At 59.3% G+C, this 13,999-nt stretch carries 12 protein-coding genes, 1 tRNA gene and 1 pseudogene; 12 read left to right on the top strand and 2 right to left on the bottom strand.

Annotated features, from left to right (window positions below; genetic code table 11):
* The 6 genes and pseudogenes from DBR44_RS19740 to DBR44_RS09265 form a co-directional block, all read left to right on the top strand.
* Positions 1–142: pseudogene (locus DBR44_RS19740) on the top strand (phenylalanine--tRNA ligase subunit alpha); the annotation flags it as partial.
* A 20-nt stretch (positions 143–162) separates the two neighbouring features.
* Complete coding sequence (gene pheT / locus DBR44_RS09245; RefSeq protein WP_124643784.1) at positions 163–2,535, top strand: phenylalanine--tRNA ligase subunit beta; 2,373 nt, start codon at positions 163–165, stop codon at positions 2,533–2,535.
* 71 nt (positions 2,536–2,606) lie between these two features.
* Positions 2,607–2,909, top strand: coding sequence for an integration host factor subunit alpha (locus DBR44_RS09250; RefSeq protein ID WP_045845169.1), 303 nt, complete (start codon positions 2,607–2,609; stop codon positions 2,907–2,909).
* Positions 2,890–3,243, top strand: coding sequence for a MerR family transcriptional regulator (locus tag DBR44_RS09255; protein ID WP_124643785.1), 354 nt, complete (start codon positions 2,890–2,892; stop codon positions 3,241–3,243). The genes DBR44_RS09250 and DBR44_RS09255 overlap by 20 nt, the downstream gene beginning before the upstream one ends.
* 31 nt (positions 3,244–3,274) lie before the next feature.
* Positions 3,275–3,351: transfer RNA gene (locus tag DBR44_RS09260), tRNA-Pro, on the top strand.
* Between the two features lie 474 nt (positions 3,352–3,825).
* Entirely contained in the window at positions 3,826–5,454 is a 1,629-nt protein-coding gene (locus tag DBR44_RS09265) for a methyl-accepting chemotaxis protein (RefSeq protein ID WP_124643786.1), read from the top strand.
* Positions 5,455–5,542: 88 nt separating this feature from the next.
* Here DBR44_RS09265 and DBR44_RS09270 read toward each other — a convergent pair whose 3' ends face one another.
* Complete coding sequence (locus tag DBR44_RS09270; RefSeq protein WP_233578442.1) at positions 5,543–6,193, bottom strand: response regulator transcription factor; 651 nt, start codon at positions 6,191–6,193, stop codon at positions 5,543–5,545.
* Positions 6,194–6,514: 321 nt separating this feature from the next.
* Here DBR44_RS09270 and nosP point away from each other — a divergent pair, with 321 nt between their 5' ends.
* The 4 genes from nosP (at position 6,515) to DBR44_RS09290 (ending at position 12,438) form a co-directional block, all read left to right on the top strand.
* Positions 6,515–7,681: a nitric oxide-sensing protein NosP gene (nosP, locus tag DBR44_RS09275; RefSeq protein WP_124643788.1), complete on the top strand. Its 1,167-nt coding sequence runs from the start codon at positions 6,515–6,517 to the stop codon at positions 7,679–7,681.
* Positions 7,678–10,320, top strand: coding sequence for a PAS domain-containing hybrid sensor histidine kinase/response regulator (locus DBR44_RS09280; RefSeq protein WP_233578443.1), 2,643 nt, complete (start codon positions 7,678–7,680; stop codon positions 10,318–10,320). Before nosP ends, DBR44_RS09280 begins: the two co-directional genes overlap by 4 nt.
* Positions 10,321–10,421: 101 nt before the next feature.
* A complete protein-coding gene (gene adh / locus DBR44_RS09285; protein WP_124643789.1) occupies positions 10,422–11,942 on the top strand; it encodes an aldehyde dehydrogenase in 1,521 nt (506 codons plus the stop codon).
* 121 nt (positions 11,943–12,063) lie between these two features.
* Positions 12,064–12,438: a DUF779 domain-containing protein gene (locus DBR44_RS09290; RefSeq protein ID WP_124643790.1), complete on the top strand. Its 375-nt coding sequence runs from the start codon at positions 12,064–12,066 to the stop codon at positions 12,436–12,438.
* A gap of 108 nt (positions 12,439–12,546) precedes the next feature.
* On the opposite strand, the gene DBR44_RS09295 is transcribed toward DBR44_RS09290, so the two are convergent.
* The gene (locus DBR44_RS09295) at positions 12,547–12,795 is read right to left on the bottom strand and encodes a hypothetical protein (RefSeq protein ID WP_124643791.1); all 249 of its coding nucleotides are present in this window, start codon (positions 12,793–12,795) and stop codon (positions 12,547–12,549) included.
* 96 nt (positions 12,796–12,891) lie between these two features.
* Here DBR44_RS09295 and DBR44_RS09300 point away from each other — a divergent pair, with 96 nt between their 5' ends.
* Entirely contained in the window at positions 12,892–13,284 is a 393-nt protein-coding gene (locus DBR44_RS09300; RefSeq protein WP_124643792.1) for a DUF1289 domain-containing protein, read from the top strand.
* Positions 13,285–13,305: 21 nt separating this feature from the next.
* A complete protein-coding gene (locus tag DBR44_RS09305) occupies positions 13,306–13,917 on the top strand; it encodes a methyltransferase domain-containing protein (RefSeq protein WP_124643793.1) in 612 nt (203 codons plus the stop codon).
* Positions 13,918–13,999: the final 82 nt, after the last annotated feature.

Below are 13,999 nucleotides of genomic sequence, written 5' to 3' on the forward strand. Positions count from 1 at the left end.
CAATGTGAATATCGATCCGGAAAAGTACAGCGGCTTTGCCTTTGGTATTGGTCTGGACCGTTTTGCCATGCTGCGCTATGGCGTGAATGACCTGCGACTGTTCTTCGAGAACGATCTCAATTTCCTCAAACAGTTCAATTGATCGCAGGCAGGGGATAAACAATGCAATTTTCCGAACAGTGGCTGAGAAGCTGGGTTAATCCTTCCCTTTCCAGCGAGGAATTGTCCAATCTGCTGACCATGGCAGGTCTGGAAGTAGAAGAAACCACCGCTGCCGCACCGGCCTTTACTGGCGTGGTGATTGGTGAAGTCAAAGAGTGCGTCAAGCACGAAAATGCCGACCGCCTGCGTGTGACCAAGGTCGATGTGGGCAGTGGCGAGCTGGTACAGATCGTCTGTGGCGCACCGAACGTGGCTGTGGGCGTACGCGTGCCGTGCGCGCTGCCGGGTGCGGTATTGCCGGGTGACTTCAAGATCAAGCCCACCAAGATGCGCGGTGTGGAATCGGGCGGCATGCTGTGCTCCGGCAAGGAGCTGGGTGTGCCGGAAGATGTCGATGGCCTGATGTTGCTGCCGGCTGATGCGCCGGTTGGCCAGAGTATCCGGGATTATCTGGGGCTGGATGATCAGCTGTTTACGCTGAAAATCACCCCTAATCGTGCCGACTGCCTGTCCATCAAGGGCATTGCCCGCGAAGTGGCGGCGCTGACGGGTGCTGCCCTGCAACCGCAAGCCATTACCAGCATTGCCCCGCAAATCGACGACGTGGTGCCGGTTGCCATCCAGGCAGGTCAAGCTTGCGGTCGCTACATTGGCCGCGTCATCCGCAATGTCAACGCCGCTGCGCCGACGCCGGACTGGATGAAGCGCCGTCTGGAGCGTTCCGGTCTGCGTTCCATTTCGGCTATCGTCGATGTCACCAATTATGTGCTGCTGGAGCAGGGGCAGCCGATGCACGCCTTTGATCTGTCCAAGCTGGACGGTGGCATCACCGTGCGCATGGCCAAGGCTGGTGAGCAGCTGCTGTGTCTGAACGAAAAAACCGTCACCCTCAGCGACGAGCATCTGGTGATTGCCGACGATGCCAAGGTACTGGCCATTGCCGGCATCATGGGTGGCGAAGAAAGCGGTGTCACCACCGCCAGCACGGACATCATGCTGGAAAGTGCCTTTTTCGCTCCGGCCGCGATTGCTGGCAAGGCGCGTGCCTGGGGTTTCGGCTCGGACTCCTCCTTCCGCTTCGAGCGTGGTGTGGATTTCCAGCTGCAAACCGAAGCCATGGAACGTGCTACCGAGCTGGTGCTGTCCATCTGTGGGGGTGAAGCTGGCCCGTTGAACGAAAAGGTAGCCGAACTGCCGGCGCGCGGTGGTGTCAAGCTGCGTACTGCCCGTGTCGCCCGCCTGCTGGGCATCAGCCTGACTGCCGAGCAAATTGCGACCATCCTCACCCGTCTGGGCCTGTCCTTCGACACGCTGGAAGACGGCTTCCTGGTGCATGCGCCGTCCTTCCGCTACGACATTGAAATCGAAGAAGACCTGATCGAAGAAGTGGCCCGCGTGCATGGCTACGATGCCATCCCTTACGCCGCACCGGCTGCGCGCCTGCGTATGCTGGCGCTGCCGGAAGAGCGTCGCCCGCGTGAAGACATCCGCCATTTCCTGGCGGGGCGCGACTATCAGGAAGTGGTCAGCTACGCCTTTGTCGAAGAGGCCTGGGAGCGTGATTTCGCCGGCAATACCGACCCGGTACGCCTGATCAATCCGATCGCCTCGCAGATGAGCGTAATGCGCTCGTCGCTGATTGGCGGTCTGGTCAATGTGCTGCAAGGCAACCTCAATCGCAAACAGCCGCGCGTGCGGGTGTTTGAAGTGGCCCGCGTATTCGGCAAGAATGCTGCGGGTGTGGCCGATGAAAGCACTCAGCCGGAAAAAGTAGCTGGTCTCGCTTGGGGCCCGCGTGTAGCAGAGCAGTGGGGGCAGAAAGCCGAGCGCGTTGACTTCTACGATGTGAAGGCTGATGTCGAAGCCCTGCTGCTGCCGGCCCGTGCCAGCTTTGCCAAGGCTGCGCACCCGGCTTTCCATCCCGGCCGTTGCGCCGAGATCAGCCTGCACGGCAAGGTCATTGGCGTGATGGGCGAGCTGCATCCGCGCTGGGCGCAAGAATACGGCCTGCCGACTGCCCCGGTATTGTTCGAACTGGATCTGGCTGCGGTTGAAGCACGCTCCGCCATCAAGGCAGAACCGGTGAGCAAGCTGCAGCCGGTACGGCGTGACCTGGCGCTGGTGGTTGACGAAGAGGTAACGGTTGCTGCTATGCTGGACACTTTCAGGCAGAATGCGTCCGCGCTGGTCAAGGAAGTAGCCCTGTTTGATGTCTATCGTGGCAAGGGCGTGGAAGAAGGTAAGAAGAGCCTGGCTTTCCGCGTGGTGTTGCAGGATGATGCCCGCACCCTGACCGACGAAGATGTCGAGCCGGCCATCCAGAAGCTGCTGGATGCCGTGGCTGCCAGCCACGCCGCCCAACTACGACTGTAAGCCATTATTGCCGGAAGGCGTGGCATAATGTCCGCCTTCCATATTTGCATTCAAGAAGTTAAGGGGTAGTCATGACTTTGACCAAGGCTGAGTTGGCCGACCTGTTGTTTGACCAGGTAGGTCTGAACAAGCGTGAAGCCAAGGACATGGTTGAAACGTTTTTCGAGGAAATCCGTATCGCGCTGGAAGCCGGCGATTCGGTAAAGCTGTCCGGTTTCGGCAATTTCCAGCTGCGTGACAAACCGCAACGTCCGGGGCGCAATCCCAAGACCGGGGAAGAAATTCCCATCACGGCCCGCCGGGTTGTCACCTTCCATGCCAGTCAGAAACTCAAAGGAATGGTTGAGCAATACCATGCTAACAAGCAAGGCTGATCTGCCGGCAATCCCGTCCAAACGCTACTTCACCATCAGCGAAGTCAGTGAACTGACCGGGGTCAAGCCGCATGTGCTGCGTTACTGGGAGCAGGAATTCTCCCAGTTGCGCCTGGTCAAGCGCCGTGGCAACCGTCGCTATTACCAGCACCACGAGGTGCTGCTGGTGCGGCGCATTCGCGGTCTGCTGTACGACGATGGTTTTACCATTCATGGTGCACGTCAGCGTCTGGGCGCTGGCGGCGAGATGGAACGTCCGATTACCGCGCAGGAAGTGCGCGCAGAATTGGAAACAATTCTGGCTTGGTTGGATGCGGGTATTGGCAAACCATAAATAAACAGTTACAATGCGTTTCTCTTGAAGTCGGGGTGTAGCGCAGCCTGGTAGCGCACCTGCATGGGGTGCAGGGGGTCGGAAGTTCGAATCTTCTCACCCCGACCACAAGACCACAGTAATACCAACATTAAGCCATCCTGCGGGGTGGCTTTTTTGTTTTCTATCTATTTATTTACCGATTTTTACGCGGTTTTATTCTAAATAATCCACGGATCGGCTTGTCTGTACGTTTCTGCTTTTTCATACTGTTATTTATTGCCTGTTATTGCTGCATTTCACTTCTCCTACTGTAATGTCTCTTAACTTATTGCTATGTAGTCTGCTGTATCTGCAGGTTTCGCAGTAAAGCAATCAGCAAATTTTCCTGAAGTGCAAAAACCACACAGTTATTATTGTTTTTGTCATGAATCAGTGCGCTTGCAGTAGTGCTCTGGTTTAATCGGCTTATGATTTGGCCGTGTCCAATTAAAACCGGAGTGGGCCGCCATCGAGCCAAAAAACAAGCAGGGTAATCAATCACTATTCTCCCTGGTTGCGTCATGATGTATTTTTGATAAACACCAAATAAAACAAAAAGATATGCGAAATAATCAGCCAGTCAACCAGCAAGAAACCATCGTTCCAGATGGTGTGTTCATTTATTCACGTACCGATACCCAGGGTAATATTGTCGAGGCTAACAGCGCCTTTGCCCAGATCAGTGGCTTCGATCAAGAGGAGATGGTTGGTCAGCCGCATAACCTGATTCGTCACCCCGATATGCCGGAAGCGGCATTTGCCGATATGTGGCGCAATCTGAAGGATGGGCGGCCCTGGCGTGGCCTGGTGAAGAATCGGCGCAAGGATGGTGGTTTTTACTGGGTGCGTGCCAATGCCTCCCCGGTGCGTGAAAACGGGCAGATTGTTGGTTACCAGTCGGTGCGTACCCCTCCCGGGCGTGAGGAAGTGGCTGCCGCCGAGCTGCTGTATGGCCGCATCCGCCAGGGCGATCGCTCTTTGTCTATCGAAAATGGCGCAGTAGTGAAAAAACGGTCACCACTGGTGCAAGCGGTGAGTGGTTTTGTGTTTCAGCTCTACGCTGTGCTGGTGCTTGCTGCACTGGCTTTGCTGCTGGGTTTGCTGGCTAGTAGCCAGAGCAGTTTCATGCCTTTGTTTCAGGGTGCGGCGGTGCTGGCGCTGCTGTGCTGCTTGCTGGCGGTGGTATTCATCCTGCCGGGAGTGCTTGGTCGCCTGACGCGCATCCACCACTTCTTGCAGGATCTGCTCAAAACAGGCAATTTACGCGCCAATTTGCACCCCAAGCGCGGTGATCTGATCAGCAAGATTGCGACGGAGCTGGATAACCAGACGGCCGCCGTCGGTGCCACCATCCAGGTGATGATGAATTCGGCCCACAATGTGCAGGATACCTCGGGCAATCTGAACCAGAGCGTGGTGTCGCTGGTTTCGTCTGCATCGCTGCAAACCGAAAAGACCACGGCTTCGGCTGCCACCATTGAGCAGCTGGCGGCATCGATAGGTTTGATCGCGCAGCATGCCCACGATACCGAGTCGGTGACGCGTGATGTCGGTAGCAAGGCTGGCGAGGCGGCACGCTTGTCAGAGCGGGCCAGTGAAACCATTCGCGAACTGGCGGCTACCGTTGCCACCTCGGCTGAAACTGTGGAAAAACTCGGCCGGCGCACTGAAGACATCGGCAAGGTGGCCAGTGTCATCAAGGATATTGCCGATCAAACCAATTTGCTGGCGCTGAATGCCGCCATCGAGGCCGCCCGTGCTGGCGAAACCGGACGTGGCTTTGCCGTGGTGGCCGACGAAGTACGCAAGCTGGCTGAGCGTACGGCCAATGCCACCCAGGAAATCGACAAGATGATTTCACGCATCCAGGCCGATACCGTGGGTTCGGTGACCGGCATGCGCCAGAGTGCGGCGCAAGTGGGCACCAGTGTCGAGCTGGTGCATCAGGCCCATGCGGTGCTGGATGAAATCAGTGTGCAAATGGCAAGAGCCGTCAGCATGGTGGCGGAAATCAGCCATTCGGCCGATGAGCAGAAAATGGGCATGGATCTGATGGGCCAGGGGCTGGAGTCGGTGGCCGCCCTGACTGGTAAAAACCTGGAGGTGGCGCATGCTACCGAAGCCGCATCGACCCGCTTGCAGCTCAATGTGGAGCGCATGGGCAAGGCAGTGGCGCAGTATCAGGTCTGATTGATTTTGCTGATGAACAAGGCCCCGCGCAGTGACATGCTGGCGGGGCCTTGTCATTGCCAGCCTGGTTGGCGGCCCGTGTCCCGCCTTACTCCAGCAGCGGCCCGGCCTTGATCACGGCCTGGGTGCGGCTGCTGACTTCCAGCTTGCGCAGGATGGCGGAAACATGCGCCTTGACCGTGCTCTCGGCGATATTCAGTTCGTGCGCCACGATCTTGTTGGGTTTGCCGGCGACAATAGCCTCCAGCACGCAGCGTTCCTGGCGGGTCAGGCTGGCCAGTCGGGCCTGCATGGCTTGCTGTTCGGCCGAGAGCGGGATGGCGGTGGGACTGTTGGTATCGTGGCCGGCGAGCTGTGGCGGCTGGTAGATTTCACCATCCGCGCTGATGCGGCGCACCGCCTCCGCCATTTGCTGGCGCGGGGTGGATTTGGGAATGAAACCGCATACCCCCAGCGCCAATGCCGCTTGCACCACTTCGCTGCGCTCGTCGGCGGACACCACCACCAGCGGCACGACTGGCGCGGCATGGCGCAGGCTGGCGACGCCGCTCAGCCCCTGCATGCCCGGCATATTGAGGTCGAGCAGTGCCAGCTCCAGGCTGTCGTCGTGGATGGCAGCGCTGGCTTCCGCCAGCGAGGTGCATTCGATCAGGTGGATGTCCGGGCCAAACACTTCCCGCACCACGTCCTTCAAGGCTTCGCGAAACAGCGGGTGGTCGTCGGCAATCAGTACACTCATTTCCATATCGATTCAGTCTCGCAAAATAGCGCGCCCGGCAGCGGCAGCGTCCAAGACTATAGCCTGAATCGGCCAATGCTGGCAGCATGTCCGCTGCATGTCTGGCGCTCATCTGGCGCTGCACGGCTGATTGAGCGCCATGGCTGGATGATCTGCGCGCTGATCGCGCTAGAATGAATCAGCCTGTTTGCCGTATCTGCCGGCCAGCGCCATCTTGTGCAAGGCAGGCGGTACGGGCAGCACAGTTCAAGCCGGCAAAGACCGGTCAATAGAATGACAAGGCCGCCGCCCGCTGTGGCGAGACGGCAAGCTGGAGACAAGATGGAGAATAGCCTGGTGCTGCTGGGAAGTACCCAGCAGCAGGACCCCGCACTGGCCGCAGCCGAGCTGTTTCAGCAGCTGCATCAGCCAGACCTGGCACTGGTATTGCTGTTTATTTCCCCGGCCTACGATCTGGCCAGCCTCGGCCCCAGCTTGCACCGGCATTTTGGCGATGCGCTGGTGGTGGGGTGTACCACGGCAGGGGAAATCGGCTGTCATGGCTATCAGCAGGGCAGTATCAGCGGGGTGAGTTTTGCCGAGCCCGACTTCTTTGCCGTGGCTGCACGGCTGGATAATCTGCACGCTTTCGAACTGTCCGATGCCTTCGAGGCGGTGATGACTTCGCGGCATGAGCTGGCGCGCAAGAGCGGCCAGGCAATCGACCGCAACAGCTTTGCCCTGATGCTGATCGACGGGCTGGCAGCCTGCGAGGAGCGGGTGGCCAGCCGGCTGTCGTCGGCACTGGGGCATATCCCCTTGCTGGGCGGGTCGGCCGGCGACAATATGCGCTTCGAAAACACCGCTATCCTGCTGAATGGCCGCTTTCACAGCAATAGTGCGGCTTTTGTGATGGTGGCCAGCCGTCATCCCTTCGAGATGTTCAAGTCCGAGCATGCCGCCCGCAGTGGCGAGCGCATGGTGATTACCGAGGCCGATGCCGACAGCCGGCTGGTTACCGAGATCAATGCCGAACCGGCAGCGGCGGAGTACTGCCGGCTGCTGGGGCTGGACCCCGAGCAGCTGGACCCGCACACCTTTGCCGCCCACCCGCTGGTTTTGCAAGTGGGCGGTGTGCCTTATGCGCGCTCCATCCAGCGCGTCAACGATGATTTGTCGCTGTCCTTTTTCTGCAGCGTGGACGAGGGGGTGGTGCTGTCCGGCACCGAACAGCAGGATCTGGTGGGCAGCCTGGCCCACACCTTTGCCCAGGTCCGCAGCAAGCTGGGTCGCCTGCAGGTGGTGCTGGGCTGTGACTGCATCTTGCGCCGCATCATGATCAGCAATACCGCCGCACAAAGCCGCCTGTCCGGTTTGCTGGTGCAAAACCGGGTGGTGGGTTTCAACACCTATGGCGAGCAGTTCAATGCCATGCATGTCAACCAGACCTTCACCGGCATTGCCATCGGCTATGCCGCAGGGATGGCCGCAATACACGGAGCGGGATGATGGAACAGGAGCTGGATTTATCGGTGGCTGATCCATCACAGCTGCTGCTGCACATTGCCCGGCTGGAAAAGGACAATGCCAAGCTGCGCAAGATCAACAAGGCCCTGATCTACCGCGTGGAAAGCGGCATGGCCGACAATGGCAATTCCTTCACCATCTTCCAGGTATCGGCCGAACTGGAAAAACGCATCCAGGAGCGTACCCACGCACTGGAGCGCGCCATGAATGAGCTGAAAACCAGCAATATCGCGCTGGAAGAGGCCCGGCTGGCGGCCGAGCAAGCCAATAACCGGCTGGGCGTGGCGGTGGATACCATCGCTGACGGCTTTGCCCAGTGGGACCAGCACGACCGGCTGGTACGCTTCAACCAGCGTTTTGTCGAGCTGCAGCCGGCCTTGCGACGGCATGTGCGCAGCGGCATGCAGTTTGCCGAGTACCTCGATCATCTGGCCGATTCCGGCAGCGCGCTGGAGGCGCTGGGCCAGGTCGAACACTGGCGGCAGCAGCGCATCCAGCTACACCGTGACAGCAGTGGCAGCTATCTGGAAGCGCTCAGCGATGGCCGCTATTTGCGTATCAGCGAACGCCAGACCGCCGACGGTGGCCGAGTGGCCATTTATACCGATATCAGCGAAATCAAACGGCAGGAGCAGCGCTTGCGGCAGCAGGATCAGGCCGCCCACCGCCAGTTGCTGGAGGCTACCGTCAACAGCCTGCGTCAGGGTATTGCGGTGTTTGATCACCAGTCACTGCTGCTGGCCTGGAATCACCGTTTTTGCGAGCTGGCCGGACTGTCGCCGGCGGCCTTGCGCGTTGGGCAGGCCTTGCCGGGCAGTGCGGAAATTCCGCTGCTGTGCCCGGTCAATGGCAGCTACGAGGTGGAAACAGCCAGCGGCCTGGTGCTGGAAATCGAATCCTGCCCCATGCCCAATGCCGGCTTTGTCATTACCTGCAGCGATGTCACCGCCCGCAAGCGCGATGAACTGGCCTTGCGCGAGAGTGAGTCCAAGCTGCGGCTGATTACCGATGCCTTGCCGGCGCTGATTTCCTATGTCGACAAAGACCAGATTTACCGCTTCACTAACAAGGGCTACGAAGACTGGTTTGGCCTGCCGGTACAGGAAATCAATGGCCGTACCCTGCGCGAGGTGCTGGGGCCGGCCTTGTACGATCCGCGCCAGCATTTTGTCGAACGCGCGCTGGCCGGGGTGTCGTCGGTATTCGAGCTGAAAATGCCGGCACCCAAGCGCTCGGTGGAGTACGCCCAGGCCGCCTTTATCCCGCATATTGGCGAAGACGGCGTGGTGCATGGCTTCTATGCGCTGATCCAGGACATTACCCAGACCCGCCGTGCCGAACAGGTGTTGACGCAGGCCAAGCAGGAGCTGGAGCTGCGGGTTACCGCCCGCACCAGCGAGCTGCGCCGTGCCAATAGCCGCTTGCAGGAAGCCATTGTCGCCGCCGAAGAGGCCAATCGCAGCAAGACGCGCTTTTTTGCCGCGGCCAGCCACGACTTGCTACAGCCGCTGAATGCCGCGCGGCTGTTTGTGGCCAGCCTGGCCGAACGCGAAGCCAGCGGTGAAAACATGCGGCTGGTGCAGCATGCCGCAAGCTCGCTGGAGGCCGTGGATGATCTGATCAATACCCTGCTGGAACTGTCGCGCATCGATGCCGGTGCTATCGAGGTGGAGCGCAGTCATTTTCATATCGACCAGCTGCTGCGCCAGCTCAGCATCGAATTCAGCCCGCTGGTGGCCGAGCGCGGATTGAGCCTGCGCAGCCACCTGTGTGGCGCGGTGGTGTATAGCGACTGGGTCTTGCTCAGCCGCATCCTGCGCAATTTTCTCAGCAATGCCTTGCGTTACAGCGAGCATGGCCGGCTATTGCTGGCGGCCCGTCGTACCGCCGAAGGTGTGCTGGTTGGCGTGTGGGATCAGGGGCAGGGCATTCCGGCTGACAAGCTGGCGCAGGTTTTTGAAGAATTCCAGCGCTTGCCCGAGCACCGTGCCATGTGCAGCAAGGGACTGGGGCTGGGGCTGGCCATCGTCAAGCGGCTGGCCACGCGCTTGCAGCACCGGCTGGAAGTACGTTCGCAGCATGGGCGCGGCTCATTTTTCGGCATCGTGCTGCCCTATGGCGAGCAGGCCGCCGCCAGCGCCATGCCGCGGCAGCAGGAAGGGATCAGTACGGTGCTGCCATCGGAATTGCTGGGCCTGACAATTTTGCTGATCGACAACGAAGCGACGATTCTGGCCGGTATGAGCACCTTGCTCTCTGGCTGGGGCTGCCTGCCACTGGCCGCTGCCGGACTGGACGAGGCCCAAGCCTTGTTGGGACAACTTAGTCGCCCGCCGGATGTGATTCTGGCTGACTATCATCTGGATCACGATGTGAGCGGGCCGCAAGTCATCCTGGCGCTATACCGCCAGCTACAGGTGAAGATTCCTGCTGCCATCATCACCGCAGATCGCAGCCCGGAAGTGGCCGCCGAAATCGCTGCCGAAGGCTGGTCCTTGCTCAGCAAGCCGGTGCGGCCGGCCAGGCTGCGGGCGCTGATCGGCCATCTGGGCAAGCTGGCTTTGTCATCAGGCGAGATCCAGGAAGAAGGCATTGGCCAGGTGGCGCGGGGGCTGTTCTAAGACCAAAGTCGAATAGAGGAATGGCGGGTGATTTCGCACAATGACTTGGCAGCCGGTAGCAACGACCGGCGCTCCGATTCTAATAGCCAGGAGGCAACGTCATGTATCAGCAAGCACTCGCAGCACTCAGCAAGAAACTCCCGCTGAAATCCCGTTACGAAAATTTCATCGGCGGCCGCTGGGTAGCGCCGGTACAAGGGCAATATTTCACCAATGTCAGCCCGATCGACGGCAAACCGCTGTGCGATATTGCCCGCTCCACCGCGGCTGACATCGAACTGGCACTGGATGCCGCCCATGCCGCAGCCGATCGCTGGGGTCGTACTGCACCGGCGGTGCGCGCCAATGTGTTGCTGAAGGTTGCCGACCGCATGGAAGAGTACCTGCCTTTCCTGGCCCTGGTCGAAACGCTGGACAACGGCAAGCCCATCCGCGAGACCAATGCGGCCGACCTGCCGCTGGCAGTTGATCACTTCCGCTACTTTGCCGCTTGTCTGCGTGCCCAGGAAGGCTCGCTGTCCGAACTGGACGAAGACACCGTGGCCTACCACTACCACGAACCGCTGGGCGTGGTCGGCCAGATCATTCCCTGGAATTTCCCGCTGCTGATGGCCGCCTGGAAGCTGGCCCCGGCGCTGGCTGCCGGCAACTGCGTGGTGCTCAAGCCGGCCGAGCAGACCCCGATGGCCATTCTGGTGCTGATGGAAGTGATTGCCGATCTGCTGCCCGATGGCGTACTGAATGTGGTGAACGGCTTTGGCGTGGAAGCCGGCAAGCCGCTGGCCACCAATCCGCGCATTGCCAAGGTCGCCTTCACCGGTGAAACCGGCACTGGCCGCCTGATCATGCAGTACGCTGCCGAAAACATCATCCCGGTGACGTTGGAGCTGGGTGGCAAGTCACCCAATATCTTCTTCGAAGACGTGATGCGCGAGGACGACGATTACTTCGACAAGGCGCTGGAAGGCTTTGCCATGTTTGCCCTCAATCAGGGCGAAGTATGTACCTGCCCGTCGCGCGTGCTGGTGCAGGAATCCATCTACGAAGCCTTCATGGAACGTGCCGTGGCACGCGTCAAAGCCATCAAGCAGGGTAATCCGCTGGACATGTCCACCATGATCGGTGCTCAGGCCTCGCGTGAGCAGCTGGACAAGATCCTGTCCTATATCGACATCGGCCGCGCCGAAGGTGCACAGGTGCTGACTGGTGGCGGCCAGGCCCATCTGGGTGGCCAACTGGCAGAGGGCTTCTATGTACAGCCCACCATCCTGGCCGGCCACAACAAGATGCGTGTGTTCCAGGAGGAAATCTTCGGGCCAGTCGTGGCTGTCACCACCTTCAAGGACAAGGAAGAAGCACTGCACATTGCCAATGACAGCGCCTTTGGCCTGGGGGCAGGGGTGTGGACGCGTGATGGCAATACCGCCTATCGCATGGGCCGCGAGATCAAGGCTGGCCGTGTCTGGACCAACTGCTATCACCTCTACCCGGCACATGCTGCCTTTGGCGGCTACAAGAAATCCGGCATTGGTCGCGAAACCCACAAGATGATGCTGGATCACTACCAGCAAACCAAGAACCTGCTGGTGAGCTATAGCCCGAAGGCACTGGGCTTCTTCTAAGCAGTTCTTTTCACGGTCACCGCCTGCGGGCGGTTGACCGCTTGCAAGCAGCGGTCCTCCTTGGGGGTGGCGCAAGTCGCCCTCGCTTTGGCGCCGCCGGTTTCTCGCAAAAAGGGGTGACATGATTTCCCGCGTCAACATGACAGAGCGTGCTGCGGAACTGTTGTCGGTGTTGTGCCAGCGCCATGGTTCCTTGCTGTTCCACCAGTCTGGTGGATGTTGCGACGGCAGTGCGCCACTGTGCTTTACCCAGCAGGAATTCCGTGTTGGCGATCATGACATCCTGTTGGGAGAAATCGGCGGCTGCCCTTTTTACATCAGCGAATTTCTGTATGGCTATTGGCAGAACTGCGCACTGACCATTGATGCTGTACCGGGACGTGGCGGGGGCTTTTCGCTGGAGTCGGCCGAAGGAATGCGCTTTGTCACGCTGTCGCGCTTGCTGAGCGAAGAGGAGTTGGCCATGCTGTCACCGTCGCCGCCTGCTCAGGGCTGAACTGTTGTTGCCTGTAATGAAAAACCCCGGTCAAACCGGGGTTTTCTGTTTTCAGGACGGCATCCTGCCGCAGAGCCGATCTTGTTGACCGGGGTGGTGGACCCGGTTTCAGGAAGCATCCAGATAGTCGTAGCCGGCCCAGTCCAGGGCGTAGCCATTGACCTTGCGCAGATTGACAGGCTTGAGCAGGCCATGCTGCTGCATATGGCGCAGATGCTCATGGATGATCAGCTCGTTGAATTCATCACCGGTTTCGCGGCGAATGGCGGCGATGAGCTGGCGCTCGTCCAGATATTGCACCTGTTTCAGGCGCAAAATGCGTAGTATTCGGAATACCAATAATTCGTTGCGTGGCATTTGTGTTTATATTGTTGCAGCGATCTTTCATTTATCTGACATTTTTGTTGGGAAAGTCAAGAAATATGACAGAAGTGTTTCAGTTTGGAGTGGTGCATGGTGCTTGAGCGTCCTGATTCACCGTGTATCGCCCGTTGCACAACGGCCGTTGGTGACAATGTCTGCCGGGGCTGCGGCCGCAGCTTTGCCGAGATTTCCAACTGGTGCTTCATGGATGAGCCCGCCCGTGAGCAGGTCTGGCAGCAGTTGCCGCAGCGGCAGCCCTTGCTGGATATCGCCGAGCGGCTGGGGGTGCTGCTCGACCTGCAGCAACTGGATGGTGAGGAGTGGGGGATGTTGTCGCTGGATGGGCGGCGCTTGTTCATTCGCATGCAGTCCTCCGGTGTGCAACTGCGCTTGCCGGATGGCCGGTCGCTGCCGCTGGATGTGCAGCAAGGCCTGGATGGCATCACAGCGCAATTGCGTGAGTATGCTGCGCTGGCTAATTAGTAGTTAATGGAGAACTGAAATATGGCGCAGGACAGTTCCTTGGCAGATTTCTGGGATGTGCGCTACCAGCAGGGCGTTACGCCATGGGAGGGAGCGCAGCCGGATGCACATATGCATCGCTTCATCGCCAGCCTGCCGCAAGGCAGTAGAGTCTTGCTGCCGGGGTGCGGCTCGGCGGCGGATGTGCGCTGGCTGTTACAGGCCGGCATGCAGGTGGATGCCATCGATTTCAGCCATGAAGCCATTCGGCGCGCGGCGGCCGCACTGCAAGACAGCCCGGCGCGTCTGTGGCAGGCCGACTTCTTTGCCCTTGAAGCCGCCGCAATATACGACCTGGTGTTCGAGCGAGCCTTCTTGTGCGCCTTGCCGCCGAGGATGTGGAGAGACTATACCCAGAAGATGATGCAACTGACTCCTCGTGGCGCCTATCTGGCCGGGGTGTTTTTTCTGGCGGACAAAGCCAAGGGGCCTCCCTTTGGTACGAGCCGCGCTGCACTGCAGCAACTGTTTGCTGAGGGCTTTGAGTTGAGAGACTGCCAGCCGGTTGGTGCAGCTTTGCCGGTGTTTGCCGGCCAGGAGTTCTGGATGGTGTGGCAGCGCAAGCCTGCCGCAGGCAGTGGGCTGGCAGAATAATCTTTCATATCCTGTAGTTACAGTTTGTGCTTGCTGTGAACTACCTGCGAATGGTTCTTGATAACCGTCATTTTTATTGCAA

Source organism: Aquitalea sp. FJL05, assembly GCF_003852595.1.
In the GTDB taxonomy this organism is placed as follows: domain Bacteria; phylum Pseudomonadota; class Gammaproteobacteria; order Burkholderiales; family Chromobacteriaceae; genus Aquitalea; species Aquitalea aquatilis.